The sequence below is a fragment of the Rhizobium arsenicireducens genome, from assembly GCF_964021225.1.
The window spans coordinates 3,047,592-3,064,100 of the sequence record NZ_CAXHYK020000001.1; the positions used below are offsets into that span (position 1 = coordinate 3,047,592).

A 16,509-nucleotide genomic window follows, 5' to 3' on the forward strand; every position below is an offset into this window, starting at 1 on the left:
ATGCGACGCTCGCCACTTTTTGCATTGCCTTTCCCCTCACGCTCCACCGTCCAGCCGGCCACCTTCCCAACTTGGCGGCGCGACCTTACGCTTCCTGGGCGCGACACCACTTCGCTACGCCGCCGCCGACAGCCGCTCCGAGGCGATGCGGTAGGAAATCGCTTCGGCCAGATGAATGCGTCCGAGCAGGGCTGCCCCATCCAGGTCGGCGAGCGTGCGCGCCACCTTCAGCACCCGGTGATAGCCGCGGGCGGAAAACTTGAACTTGTCAGCCGCGTCGCGCAGCAACTGCAGGCCGGCAGTGTCGGGCTCGGCGAGCTTCTCAATCAGCGCTGTCGAGCAGCGAGCATTGGTCGTCACGCCGCCGATTCCCGCCGCCTCGAACCGCTCACGCTGCATGTCGCGGGCGATCGCTACCCGGCGCGCCACATCGGCGCTTTTCTCCGCCGCCATCGGCCGGATGAGATCGGCGGCCGAGACCGCCGGTACGTCGATGCGGATGTCGATGCGGTCCATCAACGGCCCGGAGATCCGCCCCTGATAATCGGAAACGCAGCGGGGCCCGCGCGCGCAGGTATGCCCCGGCTCGCCGGCCATGCCGCAGCGGCACGGATTCATCGCCGCCACCAGCTGGAACTCGGCGGGATAGGACACCCGGTGATTGGCGCGCGCGATGATACATTCTCCGGTCTCCAATGGCTGGCGGAGCGCGTCAAGCGCCGGGGGCGCAAATTCCGGCAGTTCATCGAGGAACAGCACGCCGCGATGGGCAAGCGATGCCTCGCCCGGCCGGGCACGCAGACCGCCGCCAACAAGGGCAGCCATGGTCGCCGAATGGTGCGGCGTGCGGAACGGCCGGCGATCGGACAGCTTCCCGCCCGAGAGCTGGCCGGCGACCGAATGGATCATCGAAACCTCCAGCAGTTCGGCGGCCGAAAGCGGCGGCAGGATCGACGGGAGACGCGCAGCCAGCATCGACTTTCCGGAACCCGGCGGCCCGACCATCAGCAGATTGTGCCCGCCAGCGGCCGCGACCTCCAGCGCCCGCTTGGCGCTTTCCTGGCCCTTGATGTCGGCAAGATCCGGCAGGTTGGACGGCAGCGCGCGAACCGCCGGCTCGGGCCTTGTCAATACCTGGGTGCCGCGAAAGTGGTTGGCGAGCGCGATCAGGCTACGCGGTGCCAGGATATCGATATCGGCGCCGGCCCAGGCAGCCTCCGCCCCGCAGTCGGCCGGGCAGATCAGCCCCTTGCCGAGCGCGTTCGCGCCGATCGCAGCCGGCAGAGCGCCTGCGACATTGGCGATCGTCCCGTCGAGATTGAGTTCGCCGATCACCACATAGTCCGAAAGCGCATCGCCGGGGATCGCACCAAGCGCCGCCATCAGTCCGAGCGCGATCGGCAGATCGAAATGCGAACCCTCCTTGGGCAGGTCGGCGGGCGCCAGATTGACCGTCACCTTCTTGGGTGGCAGCGCCAGACCCGAAGCGTGCAGGGCCGCCTGCACCCGTTCGCGGCTCTCTGCCACCGCCTTGTCGGGCAGCCCGACGATGTGCATGTTGATCTTGCCTGGCGCGACCATCACCTGGACATCGACCGGAACGCCTTCAATCCCCTGGAATGCGACTGTACTGACACGCGCTACCATTGCCCGCCCCCAAAAAGCCAGTCCGCGCCACGCAACTACATCTTGCGCGGGCCACGGGTTGCAATCTGGCACAGAACAACCTCGATAACAAGAACATTAACGGAACAAATTCGCGCAGTACGCGATGCCCGGTTGCAGCTGGTTGTACATGGGGAACGAAGAGGGATCAGACGGCAATCAGAGCGCCTCAGGCCCGTTTCTTCTCGATCGCGTCCCACAACAAAGCGGCAATGTCAGCACCGCCGAACTTCTTGACTTCGCGGATGCCGGTCGGCGACGTCACGTTGATTTCGGTCATGTAGTCGCCGATGACGTCGATGCCGACCAGCAGGAAGCCGCGCTCCTTCAGCGCCGGGCCGATGCGGGCGCAGATTTCCTTTTCCCGCGCCGTCAGTTCGGTGGCCTCGGCGCGTCCGCCGACATGCATGTTGGAACGACTGTCGGTCTCGGCCGGGACACGGTTGATCGCACCGACCGCCTCCCCGTCGACCAGGATGATGCGCTTGTCACCCTTTCGCACCGCAGGCAAATAGGCCTGGGCGATGAAGGGCTCGCGGAACATCTGGTGGAACATCTCGATGAGAGAGGTGAAGTTGCGGTCGTCGCGCGTCGAGTGGAACACGCCGGCGCCGCCATTGCCGTAGAGCGGCTTCAGGATGATGTCGCCCATCTCCTCGCGGAACCGGGCAATCTCGGTCACGTCCCGGGTAATCAGGGTCGGCGGCATCAGGTCGGCAAATTCGGTGACGAAGATCTTCTCCGGCGAATTGCGGACCCAGGCCGGGTCGTTGACCACCAGCGTCTTTGGATGGATGCGCTCCAGAAGATGCGTCGAGGTGATATAGGCCATGTCGAAGGGCGGATCCTGGCGCAGCAGCACCACATCCATGGTCGACAGATCGACCCGTTCAGGCTCGCCCAGGGTGAAGTGGTTGCCCTTCTCGTCGCGCAGTTCCATCGGCTCGACGGTCGCTATGATGCACCCGTCGCGCATGGAGAGGCGATCGGGCGTATAGTGGAACAGACTGTAGCCGCGGGCCTGGGCTTCGATGCTCATCGCAAAGGTTGAGTCCCCGGCAATCGCAATGCCTGAGACATGGTCCATCTGGACCGCAATATTCTTGATCTTCGCCATGGCCGGCCCCTCGTTGAAAGCACCCGAGATTTAGGCCGCCTCCTTTAGAAAGGCAACGTCGCGCACCATCAATTCTCCTGAACCTCCGCTCAGCCGAGAACCTGCTTGGCGGTGGGCGAACGCAGAGCATTGCGAATGCGGTAGAGCGTGGCGAGCGGCTCAGGGAAGGGCTTGCGGACAAAGGCGATCTTGCGGACATAGTCGTCGACGCGCCAGGTCGCCCAGGTGCCGCCGCGGAAATAGGCGATGTCGCCAACCTTCAGCAGCCGCTCCGAGCCGTCCTCCGCCGTCACGTGGACCTCGCCCTCCTGGATGACCACGGTCTCATCCCATCCGAAATACCAGCGGAACTCGCCCGCCGTGCAATCCCAGACCGCCGTCGAGCTTGCCTCATCACTGCTGGTTGAATGGTCGCCAACCCGCGCCAGCGGCGTGCCACGCAGGATCCATTGGGGATTGATGGGCGCCGGTTTCAGCGCCAGATGGCCGCTATGGGCTGCAACCACCGGCGGCATTTCCTCGTTGCGAGAGGTTCTTGGTACAGCAAGCAGCGTGCCGGCCATGCCGACGAGCATTAGTTTCAGGGCCATGTCCGTTCCCAGATTAGATCATCTGCACGGAAAGATAGCAGTGAGGCATTACGTTTCGCTTTGGCCGATCGTTCAAATTGTAACGATCGGCCTTTCCGGCAAGCCGTTCGTGACGGAGGCCTGCCTCAGGCGAAGCTGGCTTCGCGTGCCTGTGATTGTGGCATGCCGCCGGCTGCCGGGAATGCCGGCCTGTCAATGCGCCGGCCGGTATCCTTGGTGAAGAAATAAATCCGCTCGGGCGTCACGGTCAGTTGCAGTTCTTCCGTGATCTCGGCGTCCAGCGGGATCACTGCCGTCAACGCCTGAGACGAAAGATGCCCGTGCACCAGCCGGTGAGCCCCCAGTTCCTCGACATAGTCGACCTTGAACGGCAGGCGCTGGTCGCCATCGCCAGCCAGCGTCAGGTCCTCGGCACGGACACCGACAGTTACCGCACCAGTCGTGCCTGGCTGACCGCCGAAGGCCATCGACACGTCCCCGATCACCAGCCGGTCGCCCTGGATCGCGCCGTTAAGCAAATTCATCGCCGGCGCACCGATGAAGCTCGCGACGAAGGTCGAGGCGGGCCGGTGATAGACCTCGAGCGGCGTGCCTATCTGCTCGATCACCCCGCCATTCAACACGACCAGACGATCGGCCAGCGTCATCGCTTCGAGCTGGTCGTGGGTCACATAGATCGCCGTGGTGGCGAGCCGGCGCTGCAGTTTGCGGATCTCGCCACGCATGGTGACGCGCAGCTTGGCGTCGAGATTGGAGAGCGGCTCGTCGAACAGGAAGACCGCCGGCTTGCGCACGATGGCGCGGCCCATGGCAACGCGCTGGCGCTGGCCGCCGGACAGCGCCCTGGGCTTGCGCTTGAGATAGGGCTCGATCTCCAGCATGCGGGCGGCTTCGGTGACACGCGCCTCGATCTCCGCCTTCGGTGTCTTGCGATTCCTGAGACCGTAGGCGAGGTTGTCGTAGACGCTCATATGCGGAAAGAGCGCATAATTCTGGAACACCATGGCGATGTCGCGCTCGGCCGGCTCGACATTATTGACGACACGTCCGCCGATACTGACCGCGCCTTTGGAGATGGTTTCCAGCCCCGCCACCATGCGCAGCAACGTCGACTTTCCGCAGCCGGACGGTCCGACGAGCACGATGAATTCACCGTCCTCGATGGCGATGTCGATGCCTTTGACCGCGTGCACGCCGCCGTCATAGATCTTCGAGACCTGGTCGATCAGGATGGACGCCATGGGTTTACCTTTCTTACTTGTCGCTTTCGGTCAGGCCCTTGATGAACCAGCTCTGGAAGATCACCACGACGACGACGGGCGGCAGCATGGCGAGCACCGCCATGGCGAAAGCCTCGTTGTAATCGGGGATCTGCGAGCCGACCCAGACCTGCAGGATCTGCTTGATGCCGCGCATCAGCGTGTAGAAGCTCTCGTCCGTCGTCATCAGCATGGGCCAGAGATACTGGTTCCAGCCATAAACGAACATGATGATGAAGACCGCCGCTATCATCGTGCGCGACAGCGGCACGAGCACATCGATGAAGAACTTGACGGGGCCTGCGCCGTCGATCCGGGCCGCCTCCAGCAGTTCGTCCGGCACCGACTTGAAGAACTGACGGAAGAAGAAGGTACCGGTCGCCGAGGCGAGCAGCGGCAGGATCAGGCCGACATGGCTGTTCAGCAGACCGAGGTCGCTCATCACCTTGTAGGACGGCATGATGCGCACCTCGAGCGGCAGGAGCAACGTGGTGAAGATCAGCCAGAAGGCCAAGGTGGCGAAGCGGAAGCGGAAATAGACGATGGCATAGGCGGCCAACATCGACAGCACGATCTTGCCGACGGCAAAGCCGAGGCCGAGGATGAGCGAGTTCATCGCCATGGTCATGCCCGTGACTTCGCCGGTAAATCCGCCCTTACGGAAGAGCACCTTTTCGTAGGTCTCTTCCAGGTGTCCGCCGATCGACAGCATCAGGCCGTACGAGTGGATATCGGCCGCGGTGTGGGTCGAGGTGGTGAAGGCGACCACCAGCGGCCCAAGCATCAGGATGACGCCGGCGATCAGTATGAGGTGGTCGAAGAACTTGGTGCGATACATCAATCCATCCTCAGCCGTAGTGAACGCGGCGTTCGATGAAGCGGAACTGGATCAGCGTCAGCGCCAGCACGATCACCATCAGGATGACCGACTGGGCCGAGGACGAGCCGAGGTCGTTGCCGCGGAAGCCGTCGAGATAGACCTTGTAGACCAGCGTGATCGGATTGTTGGCCGGCTTGTCCTTCACGATCACGTCGATCACGCCGAAGGTGTCGAACAGCGAATAGGTCATGTTGATGACCAGCAGGAAGAAAGCCGTGGGGGCCAGCAGCGGCAGGATGACCGTCCAGAAGCGGCGGGTGCCCGACTTGCAGTCGATTGCAGCAGCTTCGCGTATCGAGGCCGGAATGCCCTGCAGGCCAGACAGGAAGAAGATGAAGTTATAGGGAATCTGGTTCCAGACTGCGACGGAGACCATGGCGAAGGCGGTGTCGAAGTAATTGATGCCGACCTTCATGTCCCAGCCGAACAGCGCGACGAACTTCACGAATGGGCCGATATGCTGGTCGAAGAACATCATGCCGATCAGGCCGGCGACGGGCGGGGCGATGGCATAGACGACGATCAGCAACGTCTTGTAGGTGGATTGGCCGCGAATGACGGCGTCCGCCTTCAATGCCAGCAACAGGCCGAGCGACAGCGTCAGGAAGGTAACGATCAGGCTGTAGGCCACCGTGAAGCGCGCGATCTTCTGGTATTCCGGCGCGGTCAGCGCATCGGTGTAGTTGTCGAGGCCGACGAAGGCCGAGCCGAAGCCGAAGGGATCCTCGATGAAGAAGGACGAGTGGATCGCCTGGGCGGATGGCCAGTAGAAGAAGATCGAGATGATCGCGAACTGCGGCAGGAGCAGCAGATAGGGAATATATCGCGAGTTGAACTGGACGCGCTTCATGGGGTGCTTTCAAGGAAAAACCCGGGGGCGCGGCACCCCCGGGAGTTCTGATCAGGGACGAAGGAGATCAGCCGGCCGTCTTGGCGAAGCGGGCGAGCAGTTCGTCGGCTTCCTTCTTGATGGTTTCCATGGCGTCCTTCGGCGTGGTCTCGCCCGAGAAGATACGGTTGTATTCGCGTTCCATCACCGAGCGGATCTGCGGATAGAAGCCCATGCGATAGCCCTTGTCCCACTCGCCGCCCGGCAGGGAGAGCTGCTGGATGCCGACTTCGGCGGCCGGCTTCTCGTTGTAGAAGCCTTCCGACTTGGCCAGTTCATAGGCTGCCTTGGTGATGGCGACGTAGCCGGTGGCCTGGTGGTAGAACTTCTGGAAGCTCGGGCGAGGTCAGGAAGTGGAAGAAGGACGCGGTGCACTTGTTCTCGGCGTCCGGCTTGCCGGCCATGGCGAACAGGGCGGCACCACCGATGAAGGTGTGAACGCCTTCCGGATGAACGGCCTTCCAGAAGGGCAGGAATGTCGCTTCGAAGGGCATGGTCGCGGTCTTCTGCAGCCCGCCGAACGAGCCGGACGAACCAATCCAGAGCGCGACCTTGCCTTCTTCGAAGGGCTTCTGGTTGTCGCTCCAGCCGGCGCCGTAATAGCCGAACAGACCCTCATCGTACCAGGCCTTGAGCTTTTCGTACATCATGACGTGGTTCGGGTCAGTGACGTTGATCGTCGTGTCGACGACGCTGTCATAGCCGTTGTTGTTTGAAGCGAACTGCAGATTGTGGCGCGAGAAGAAGTTCTCGGTGAACTGCCAGGTGAGCTGCGACTGGACGAGCGGGGTATAGCCGGCTTCCTTGAGTTTCGGCGCGATCGCCTCGAACTCTTCCCAGGTCTTCGGCGCCTCGACACCGGCCTTCTTCAGGGCGTCAGTGTTGACGTACATGATAGGCGCCGACGAGTTGAACGGCATGCCGACGAACTTGCCTTCGCTATCGGCGTAGAAATAGCGAACGCCCTCGATGAAGTCGTCGCGGTTGAATTCGAAGCCGGCGTCCTTGATCAGGTCTTCGGCAGCGACCGAGGCACCCTTGGCGTTGATGATGGTGGCGGCGCCGGCGTCGAAGACCTGCAGGATGTTCGGCTGTTCGCCCGAGCGGAAGGCGGCGATGCCAGCCGACAGGGCTTCTTCATAGGTGCCCTTGGACACCGGCGTCAGCGCGCATTCGGCCTGGGCGGCGTTGAACTTCTGGGCAACCTCGTTGATGACTTCACCGTTGCGGCCGCCCATGCCGTGCCACCAGGTGATGTTGGTCGCGGCCAGCGTCGTCGATCCGGTCATGGACAGGGCCAGAGCGGCCATGGAAATCTGTTTGAACATGGAAAAATCCTCTCCGCCAATATTGGGGTGAGGACTGCATTAGCCGCGATCTGTGACGCGAAAATAAACGTTTTATGTCATTTCGATTACAGCATTCACCAATCCGAAACCAAAACGAAACTAGAACGCGTCTTTGAAGTGGTGCGGCCATTTCCACGGCATCACAGCGACGATGTCGTAGCGCAGCGAAAGCCGCGCGGCATCCGGTTGGCGGGAAAGCCAGTGATCACCCGCCGAGCGGATCCGGTTCTGGCTCGCCAGGGTCACCGCATCGACCGCAGCCATCATATCACGGCGGGACTTGACCTCGACGAAGGCGATGACGTCGCCGCACCGCGCGATGATGTCCACCTCGCCGGACCTGACCCGATAGCGCATGGCGAGAATACGATAGCCCTTCGCCATCAGGAACAGCGCCGCACCCCATTCCGACCAACGTCCCCGACGTTCCGCCTGCTTTCGCTGTTGGGGGGGTGAAGGCCGGCTCATCCGTCGCTCTTCAGCTCAAGCAGACGCTGGTAAAGCTCCTTGCGCGGCAGGCCGGTAAGTTTTGCTGCCTCTGTCGCGGCCTTGGCCGTCGGCAAGTCCTCAGCCAGGCGGACGAGCAGACGGTCTATCTCCCCGGCCTCCGGCGCGGCCTTTGCGAGCGGTGGCCCGATGACAAGAACGACCTCGCCCTTGACCGCCTTGTCGGCATAGTGGTCAGCGAGTTCCTGAAGCGTACCGCGGCGGAACTCCTCGAAGGTCTTGGTGAGTTCCCGGCAGACGGAGCCCAAGCGTTCGGCCCCGAGTTCCTGCGCAGCGGCGACAAGTGTGTCGCCGATCCTGTGCGGGCTTTCAAAGAAGATCAGAGTGGCCGGAACATCGCGCAGTTCCGCCAGCCGGTCGTGACGCGCCTTGTCTTTCACCGGCAGGAAGCCGGCGAACAGAAAAGCGTCGTTCGGCAGTCCCGAGCCTACCAGCGCCGCAAGCGGCGCCGAAGCCCCCGGGATCGGCACGACGCGAAGGCTCGCCTCGATCGCCAACTGCCCCAGGCGATAGCCGGGATCGGAGACGAGCGGGGTGCCCGCATCAGAAACGAGCGCGACGGACTTGCCGGCCTGAAGTGCCGCGATCAGCTTGGGCCCGGCCTCGTTCGCGTTGTATTCATGATAGGAATAGGGCCGGTTCCGGATGCCGTAGCGATCGAGCAGCACCCGGGTAACGCGTGTATCCTCGCAGGCCAGCACATCGGCGCCGGCCAGGGTCTCGAGTGCGCGAAGCGTGATGTCGCCGAGATTGCCGATCGGGGTGGCGACCAGATAGAGCGCAGGTTCCAGGGGCCGGGCGGCTACCACCACGTCGTTCACGCGATAGGTCTTCTGTGGCGATGTCGCCTCTTTTCCGTCTTCCGCCACGCTCACGTCCCGTCTCTCCGCATTCATCCCTCCTTATCGTCCAGCCCCTCCGATTGGGCAAGGGCCGGACCTCAACCCGCCGACTTTGGCCATGGATTCAAAATGGTGCGGACCCGTCGCACTCCCTCTTGCTTTTCACGTTCAATTCCTGCCATTTTGCCCGTCCACATTGTCCGGCCCTCTTCTCTGGCCGGAAGAGCAGTGCGGTTCCGGTGTCCGGACCGCGACAGGTCGAAAGCGGTAGCGTCCATGCGTATTACTCTTGAACGGTCCAACCTTCTCAAATCGCTCAATCACGTGCATCGCGTGGTCGAGCGGCGCAACACGATCCCGATCCTGTCGAACGTGCTGCTGCGCGCCGAGGGTGCAAGCCTGGCGATGAAAGCGACAGACCTCGACCTCGAGATCACCGAGGCGACGCCTGCCATGGTCGAGCAGGCCGGCGCCACCACCGTTCCCGCCTACCTGCTCTACGACATCGTTCGCAAGCTACCGGACGGTGCCGAAGTCCTGCTGGCAACCACGCCCGACGGCGCGGCGATGACGGTCGCCTCAGGCCGTTCGAAGTTCTCGCTGCAGTGCCTGTCGGAAGCCGACTTCCCGGACCTGACGGCCGGCAATTTCACCCATTCCTTCAAGCTGAAGGCCTCGGATCTCAAAATGCTGATCGATCGCACCCAGTTCGCGATCTCGACCGAAGAGACCCGCTACTACCTGAACGGTATCTACCTGCACACGATCGAGAGCGAAGGCGCGCTGAAGCTGCGTGCGGTGGCAACGGATGGCCATCGCCTGGCCCGCGCCGATGTGGAGGCGCCCTCCGGCTCGGAGGGCATGCCGGGCATCATCATCCCGCGCAAGACCGTCGGTGAATTGCAGAAGCTCGTCGACAGTCCCGACCTGATCGTCACCGTGGAAGTCTCGGACGCCAAGATCCGCCTGACCATCGGCGAGATCGTCATGACCTCGAAGCTCATCGACGGCACCTTCCCCGATTACCAACGCGTCATTCCGCAGGCGAACGACAAGGAAATGCGCGTCGATTGCCAGAGCTTCGCCCAGGCCGTGGACCGCGTGTCGACCATTTCGTCCGAGCGCGGTCGTGCCGTGAAGCTGGCGCTTAACGACGGCCACCTGACGCTGACCGTCAACAATCCGGATTCCGGCAGCGCGACGGAAGAGGTTGCGGTCGGCTATGAAAACGACCCCATGGAAATCGGCTTCAACGCGAAGTACCTCCTCGACATTACCGCGCAACTGTCTGGCGACGATGCGATCTTTCTCCTGGCAGATGCCGGCTCGCCGACATTGATCCGCGACACGGCCGGCGACGATGCGCTCTATGTCCTGATGCCGATGCGGGTGTAATTCACGACGCATTCAGGGGATATTCCCCCATTCGCGCCATTTTGCCTTGTTTTTGCGACAAACCCGCGCAACATGCTGGTGGCGCGCATGGACGCGCTTTAAGGTCTTGAGTGGGGATTAGGCCATGGTGCGTCGGTTGAAGGAACGGTTCGAGAAGAAGTTCGACGAAGAAATTCGCTTCTTTAAAGGGATGATGCAGGGTCCGAAGAGTGTGGGCGCCATCGTTCCGACCTCCTCGGTCACCGCACGCAAGATGGCCAGCGTCATCAATCCGCAGTCCGGCCTGCCCGTTCTCGAGCTCGGCCCCGGTACCGGGGTCATCACCAAGGCGATCTTGGCACGCGGCGTCAAACCGGAAAACCTCGTCTCGATTGAGTATTCCGAGGATTTCTACGATCACCTGACTCAGGATTTTCCAGGCGTCAATTTCATCCACGGCGATGCCTTCGACCTGCCCAATGTACTCGGCTCCTTCGCCGACAAGACCTTCGATTCGGTGATTTCGGCCGTGCCGCTTCTCAGCTTCCCCATGCCGGCTCGCGTCAAGCTTCTGGAAGACCTGCTCGACCGCCTGCCCCCCGGCCGGCCGGTGGTCCAGATCACCTATGGACCGGTATCGCCGATCCTGGCGCATCCGGACCGCTACCAGATCCAGCACTTCGATTTCATCGTGCGCAATATTCCGCCGGCGCAGCTGTGGATCTACCGCCGCGGCTGACGGCAGGCGGCGCACCGGATGTTTGGTCTCTACATCACCCATCCGCAGGTCAGGCTCGACCCCGGCATCCCTGTTCCACAATGGGGACTTTCGGACCTCGGTCGCGACCGCGCCACGGAGGCTGCGACGCGTCCTTGGGCGAAACGCCTCGCCCGCATCGTCTCCAGCGCCGAGGTGAAGGCGATTGAGACCGCAGACATCCTCGCCAGGGCCGCCGGCATCTCGTTCGAGCCGGTCGAGGCGATGCACGAAAACGATCGATCGGCGACCGGCTTCCTTGAGCCCTATGCATTCGAGCATGCCGCCGACTGGTTTTTCGCCCACCCACAGGAAAGCTATCGCGGCTGGGAGCGGGCGGCGGACGCCCAGGCCCGCATCGTCTCCGCCGTCGAGGAAGTACTTGAGAACCACGATCCGGCAGCCCCGATCGCCTTTGTCGGCCATGGCGGCGTCGGCACCCTGTTTCGATGCCACCTGCTCGGCATCCCGATCAGCCGCGCCGAAGACCAGTTGCCCGGTGGCGGCAATCTTTACGCCTTCGCTCTTGCGGATCGGCGCATCGCGTGCGACTGGACGCCGATCGAAGACTGGAAGGGGATCGACCCATGACGCCACGCGAACGTCTCATCGTCGGCCTGGATGTGCCGACCGTCCGGGAAGCGGAAACCATCGTCGAAACGCTCGGTGACGATATCCTGTTCTACAAGATCGGCTATCAGCTCGCCTTTGCCGGCGGCCTGGAATTCGCCCGCGAGCTTGCCCAGGGCGGCAAGAAGATCTTCCTCGACATGAAACTGCTCGACATCGACAACACGGTCGCCTCAGGCGTCGAGAACATCGCCAAGATGGGCATGTCGATGCTGACGCTGCATGCCTATCCGAAAGCCATGCGTGCCGCGGTCAAGGCGGCCGAAGGCTCCGGGCTCTGCCTGCTCGGCGTTACCGTGCTGACCTCTATGGACGAGCAGGACCTGGTCGATGCCGGCTATGAGTACGATCCGCACACGCTGGTGCTGAAGCGCGCCGAACAGGCCCGCATCGCCGGCATGGGCGGCATCGTCTGCTCAGCCGAGGAAGCGGGCGCCGTGCGCAAGGTAATCGGCCCCGAGATGGCACTGGTGACCCCCGGCATTCGCCCGGCCGGCGCCGACAAGGGTGACCAGAAGCGGGTGATGACGCCCGCCGACGCGCTGAAGGCCGGCTCCAGCCACCTCGTCGTCGCCCGGCCGATCGTGAAGGCGGACGACCCCAAGGCGGCCGCGCGGGCGATCCTCGCCGAAATGGCGACCGCCCTCTGACGGGAGGCGGCCCGGCGCGCCGGATCATTCAATCATTGTCGGTGACCTCGTTGGACGGGTCGGTATTGCGGATCAGCCCCTTCCAGCCGCCGGAAATGCGATTGTCGCGCACCACGTTGAACCGGGCGAGATCCCGCGGATCGAGACTGCTGCCGAAAGGAAGGTTGGGCGCGCTGAAGCGATGGGTGGTCCGGCCATTGCGCTGGTTCAGCCAGATTGCCGGACGGGGTCGGATCATCACGTCATAGCGGAAACTGTTGCCCTCGATTCGATTGTGCTGCGGCGGCTGGTGGCGGATCGTGCCACCCTCGCCCGCATTGCGGTAGAGGAAGATGCCGCCATTGACCGCGCCCTCGAAGACATTGCCGGAAATGATGTTGCGGGCCGATCCGTCGATGGCGATCTGCTCGCGCCGCGTCGTCCTGACGGCAAAGCGATTGCCGATGATGCGGTTTTCGGCGCTTTCGGCATCGAGATAGAGTGCGGTTGCCGTCGTCTCGCCGCGGAACCGCGATCCGCTGACCGTCACCTTGGTCACCCCCGGCCCGAGATAGAGCGGCAACGTACCGCGGGCGACGAAATCGAGCTTGTCGAGCACTATGACTGTCGGCGCCGCGGCCTGCGCACGGGTGGTGTGGTCGCGGTTCAGGGACGACAGCCGCACCTGCTCGGACTGTCCGTTCAGGCCGAGGCCGGCCAGGCGCATGTTGCCGATGATCGTGCAGTTCTTCACGGTGATGCCCTGCGGCACACTCCACATCCCGTCGCTACCTTGCACCGACCGGATGATCACGGTCGGACGGCGATGGCTGATCGACATATCGGGCGTGCCAAGCGTTGCGCCGCGGCAATCGAGGTTGACGCCCGAAGCCTTGGCGCCGGAAAAGGCGAGCGGGCGGGCGATCACGTCTTTCGGATCGAGCGTCACATCACAGGAGATCTCGACCGGCCCGGCCTCGGGACCGGCCGGTTTGCGCAACTGTTCATAGACGGATACGGGACAGGCCTTTGCCTCGGCTCCACTGGCGGGAAACATGACTGAGCCGCTCGCCAGCAGGGACAGGGCAAGCCATGGGCCGACAGTGAAAAAGATCGCGTGGCTTCGCGTTCCCTGCATCGCTTTTTCCTTGTCGACCGGCCGGAAGCCGGCGCTGCTGCGACACGGTGTAGCGCTTGACCGGGACGCCAATTTGCTGAATTAAACCACTATAACCAACAGGGATGGGACGAAAAGATGGCCAAGGGCTACTGGATCGCAAGAGTCGATATTCGCGATGCCGAAGGGTACAAGGGCTATGTCGAGGCAGCAAAGCCTGCCTTCGAGAAATATGGCGCCACATTCCTCGCGCGCGGCGGCGAGTTTACCGAGCTTGAAGGCAAGGCACGGGCCCGCAATGTGGTCATCGAGTTTCCCTCGCATCAGGCCGCCGTCGATTGCTACAACTCGCCTGAATACCAGATCGCCGCCAAGATCCGCCAGGAAGTGGCCGATGCGGAAATGGTCGTCGTCGAAGGCGTCTGATTTAAGACCTTTTTCGAAGGGCCGTGCGCGTCGACGGCCCTTCCGCTCGTCTTTCGATTCGGCTAAAGACAGCGAGACTTTCAGCGCATCCAGCGCACGCCTATTCCAAGGAGCCCGTCATGACCTTGTCCAATCTTCCGCCGCTCGTCACCGTATTCGGGGGATCGGGTTTTGTCGGGCGGCACGTCGTTCGGGCTCTCGCCAGGCGCGGCTACCGCATCCGCGTCGCCGTGCGCCGTCCCGACCTCGCCTTCTTCCTACAGCCGCTCGGCAATGTCGGCCAGATTTCCTTTGTCCAGGCCAATCTTCGCTACCGCGCTTCCGTCGACAAGGCGGTTCAGGGCGCAGACCACGTCGTGAATTGCGTCGGCATCCTGTTCGAAAGCGGCCGCAACAGCTTCGACGCCGTCCAGGATTTCGGCGCCCGCGCCGTTGCCGAGGCGACCCGTTCGGTCGGCGCCAAGCTCACCCACATTTCGGCAATCGGTGCCGACGCCAGATCGGAATCGGACTATGCCTCTTCCAAGGGCAACGCCGAGGCTTCCGTTCGGTCGATCGTACCGGATGCCATCATCCTTCGCCCCTCGATCATATTCGGGCCGGAAGACGGTTTTTTCAACAAGTTCGCCTCGATGGCGCGAATGATGCCCGTCCTGCCGCTCGTTGGCGGCGGCAAGACCAGGTTCCAGCCGGTGTATGTCGAGGACGTGGCCGAGGCTGTCGCACGTTCTGTCGACGGCACGATCGCCGCCGGCAAGGTCTATGAACTGGGTGGCCGCGACGTCATGACCTTCCGCGAATGTCTCGAGGCCATGCTCGAAGTGATCGGCCGCAAGCGTCCCTTCATCTCCCTGCCCTTCGGCATCGCCTCGCTGATCGGCAGCCTCTCGTCGCTGATCCCCTTCGTCAAGCCGGCGCTCACCAGCGACCAGGTCAAGCTGCTGAAGTCCGACAATGTCGTTTCCGACTCTGCCAAGGCAGAAGGCCGCACACTTGAAGGCATGGGGATCAATCCGGTTTCGGTCGAATCGATCCTGCCGACCTACCTCGTCCAGTACCGACCGCACGGCCAGTTCACTGGCTCGGGCAAGGCTGCCTGATCCGCCGCGGAACCCGATCGACAGTCTCTGCGTTGCACAAATGACGCAGAGACGAAATCCTTGCGTTAACCGCGAATTCAGCAAGATCTTCTATTGATGCCCATGCGGGCAGTGCGTAAACAACGATCAGTTCACGTGCCGCGCTAAGTTGCGGGCGACGACAACAGCATCATCTTGAGGGACCTCTTCATGGGTAAGTCTATCGCACTGTTTTTTGCGTGTGCGGCACTGGTCATCATCGCCGGTTCGTTCCTGGCACCATCCACCGTTGCCGCCCGCAAGGGAAATTGTGCGCCCGCCTATGGCGTGGACCCCTGCAGCACCAGTTCGATCTCGGTTACCCAGTAGGCTTTTGATTTATTCAACAAAAGGCCGCCCTTGAGCGGCCTTTTTTATTTGTCCAATGCGGCGGCCTCAAGCGCCGCCGATGCCAAGCGTCAGCCCGATCAGACCGAGAACGCCGACCAGGATCCGCCACCAGGCAAACGGCGCATAGCCGCGCTTCGACACGAAATCGAGCAACCTGCGCACCACCAGCAATGCCGAGAGGAAGGCCGCGACGAAACCAATGGCGATGATCGCGCCATCGTCGAAGCTCAGGGCACCGCGGTTCTTGTAGAGGTCCAGGGCGAAGGCGCCCACCATGGTCGGCATGGCGAGGAAAAAGGAAAACTCGGCCGCCGAACGCTTGTCGGTGCCAAGCAGCAGCGCGCCAACGATCGTTGCGCCAGAGCGCGAGACGCCCGGTATCATTGCAACGCACTGGCAGAGCCCGATCTTGAAGGCGAGCGGCAGGGGATAGTCCGTCACCTCGGTATATTTCGGGGCGAGCTTCAACCGGTCGACCCACAGGAGCACGAAGCCGCCGAGGATCAGCATGATGCAGATCACCATCGGCGTTTCGAACAGCACGGACTTGATGAAGTCATGGGCGAGCGCGCCGATGACCGCAGCCGGCAGGAAGGCGAGAAGAATCGCGGCAACGAACCGCCGGCTTCCAGGATCGGTCGGCAGGCCGACCGCCAGCAGGAAAAGCTTGCGGAAGTAAACGCTAAGGATCGCCAGGATGGCACCGAGCTGGATCAGCACGGCAAAGGTGTTTTCCGGCGATTTGAAACCGAGGAAATGGCCGGCCAGGAGCACATGCGCGGTCGACGAGACAGGTATGAACTCGGTCAAACCCTCGATCAGGCCGAGAAACAGCGCGCTGAGAATGGATTGATCTTCCATGGAAAGTCCTTGAAAAGCGAGGCGGGAGGACGTGCGATTTGCTTGTGTTGCGTCAATCAAGCTCCTATAGCTTGGAAGCCGTGGTCATGACCAGCCGCAAGTCGCGCGCCCATGTCGGTGTCCAAACACCTGAAGAATACGAGTGACA

General features: G+C 62.5%; 17 protein-coding genes and 1 pseudogene. 7 read left to right on the top strand and 11 right to left on the bottom strand.

Translation table 11 applies throughout. The features are described 5' to 3' along the window. Window positions 1-114 precede the first annotated feature (114 nt). From ACWPVA_RS15120 to rsmI, 9 genes and pseudogenes are all read right to left on the bottom strand, one after another. Window positions 115-1,647, bottom strand: coding sequence for a YifB family Mg chelatase-like AAA ATPase (locus ACWPVA_RS15120; protein ID WP_454288468.1), 1,533 nt, complete (start codon window positions 1,645-1,647; stop codon window positions 115-117). Window positions 1,648-1,834: 187 nt separating this feature from the next. Then, window positions 1,835-2,782 carry a glutathione synthase gene (gene gshB / locus ACWPVA_RS15125; RefSeq protein WP_454288469.1) on the bottom strand — a complete coding sequence of 316 codons (948 nt, stop codon included), beginning with the start codon at window positions 2,780-2,782 and terminating at the stop codon, window positions 1,835-1,837. 89 nt (window positions 2,783-2,871) lie between these two features. Continuing rightward, window positions 2,872-3,372, bottom strand: a complete 501-nt coding sequence (locus ACWPVA_RS15130; protein ID WP_454288470.1) for a cupin domain-containing protein — start codon at window positions 3,370-3,372, stop codon at window positions 2,872-2,874. Window positions 3,373-3,497: 125 nt separating this feature from the next. Beyond that, entirely contained in the window at window positions 3,498-4,613 is a 1,116-nt protein-coding gene (locus tag ACWPVA_RS15135) for a sn-glycerol-3-phosphate import ATP-binding protein UgpC (RefSeq protein ID WP_454288471.1), read from the bottom strand. Between the two features lie 13 nt (window positions 4,614-4,626). Next, window positions 4,627-5,469 carry a sn-glycerol-3-phosphate ABC transporter permease UgpE gene (ugpE, locus tag ACWPVA_RS15140; RefSeq protein WP_454288472.1) on the bottom strand — a complete coding sequence of 281 codons (843 nt, stop codon included), beginning with the start codon at window positions 5,467-5,469 and terminating at the stop codon, window positions 4,627-4,629. Between the two features lie 10 nt (window positions 5,470-5,479). After that, window positions 5,480-6,361, bottom strand: coding sequence for an ABC transporter permease subunit (locus tag ACWPVA_RS15145; protein ID WP_454288473.1), 882 nt, complete (start codon window positions 6,359-6,361; stop codon window positions 5,480-5,482). Between the two features lie 67 nt (window positions 6,362-6,428). Next, window positions 6,429-7,728: pseudogene (locus ACWPVA_RS15150) on the bottom strand (extracellular solute-binding protein). 120 nt (window positions 7,729-7,848) lie between these two features. Continuing rightward, entirely contained in the window at window positions 7,849-8,217 is a 369-nt protein-coding gene (locus ACWPVA_RS15155) for a YraN family protein (protein WP_454288474.1), read from the bottom strand. Further along, window positions 8,214-9,152 carry a 16S rRNA (cytidine(1402)-2'-O)-methyltransferase gene (rsmI, locus tag ACWPVA_RS15160; protein WP_454288475.1) on the bottom strand — a complete coding sequence of 313 codons (939 nt, stop codon included), beginning with the start codon at window positions 9,150-9,152 and terminating at the stop codon, window positions 8,214-8,216. The genes ACWPVA_RS15155 and rsmI overlap by 4 nt, the downstream gene beginning before the upstream one ends. A gap of 222 nt (window positions 9,153-9,374) precedes the next feature. Here rsmI and dnaN point away from each other — a divergent pair, with 222 nt between their 5' ends. The 4 genes from dnaN to pyrF all read left to right on the top strand — a co-directional run bounded on the left by dnaN (window position 9,375) and on the right by pyrF (window position 12,509). Further along, the gene (gene dnaN / locus ACWPVA_RS15165) at window positions 9,375-10,493 is read left to right on the top strand and encodes a DNA polymerase III subunit beta (RefSeq protein WP_454288476.1); all 1,119 of its coding nucleotides are present in this window, start codon (window positions 9,375-9,377) and stop codon (window positions 10,491-10,493) included. A 124-nt stretch (window positions 10,494-10,617) separates the two neighbouring features. Beyond that, window positions 10,618-11,211, top strand: coding sequence for a phospholipid N-methyltransferase PmtA (gene pmtA, locus ACWPVA_RS15170; protein ID WP_454288477.1), 594 nt, complete (start codon window positions 10,618-10,620; stop codon window positions 11,209-11,211). Between the two features lie 18 nt (window positions 11,212-11,229). Continuing rightward, a complete protein-coding gene (locus tag ACWPVA_RS15175) occupies window positions 11,230-11,820 on the top strand; it encodes a histidine phosphatase family protein (protein ID WP_454288478.1) in 591 nt (196 codons plus the stop codon). After that, entirely contained in the window at window positions 11,817-12,509 is a 693-nt protein-coding gene (pyrF, locus tag ACWPVA_RS15180; RefSeq protein WP_454288479.1) for an orotidine-5'-phosphate decarboxylase, read from the top strand. The genes ACWPVA_RS15175 and pyrF overlap by 4 nt, the downstream gene beginning before the upstream one ends. A gap of 28 nt (window positions 12,510-12,537) precedes the next feature. Here pyrF and ACWPVA_RS15185 read toward each other — a convergent pair whose 3' ends face one another. Beyond that, window positions 12,538-13,626: a right-handed parallel beta-helix repeat-containing protein gene (locus tag ACWPVA_RS15185; protein ID WP_454288480.1), complete on the bottom strand. Its 1,089-nt coding sequence runs from the start codon at window positions 13,624-13,626 to the stop codon at window positions 12,538-12,540. Between the two features lie 117 nt (window positions 13,627-13,743). On the opposite strand from ACWPVA_RS15185, the gene ACWPVA_RS15190 reads away from it, so the two are divergent. The 3 genes from ACWPVA_RS15190 to ACWPVA_RS15200 all read left to right on the top strand — a co-directional run bounded on the left by ACWPVA_RS15190 (window position 13,744) and on the right by ACWPVA_RS15200 (window position 15,479). Continuing rightward, the gene (locus ACWPVA_RS15190) at window positions 13,744-14,031 is read left to right on the top strand and encodes a DUF1330 domain-containing protein (RefSeq protein ID WP_454288481.1); all 288 of its coding nucleotides are present in this window, start codon (window positions 13,744-13,746) and stop codon (window positions 14,029-14,031) included. Window positions 14,032-14,150: 119 nt separating this feature from the next. After that, entirely contained in the window at window positions 14,151-15,131 is a 981-nt protein-coding gene (locus ACWPVA_RS15195; protein ID WP_454288482.1) for a complex I NDUFA9 subunit family protein, read from the top strand. A gap of 189 nt (window positions 15,132-15,320) precedes the next feature. Continuing rightward, entirely contained in the window at window positions 15,321-15,479 is a 159-nt protein-coding gene (locus tag ACWPVA_RS15200) for a hypothetical protein (protein WP_454288483.1), read from the top strand. 66 nt (window positions 15,480-15,545) lie between these two features. Here ACWPVA_RS15200 and ACWPVA_RS15205 read toward each other — a convergent pair whose 3' ends face one another. Then, a complete protein-coding gene (locus tag ACWPVA_RS15205; protein WP_454288484.1) occupies window positions 15,546-16,361 on the bottom strand; it encodes an undecaprenyl-diphosphate phosphatase in 816 nt (271 codons plus the stop codon). Window positions 16,362-16,509: the final 148 nt, after the last annotated feature.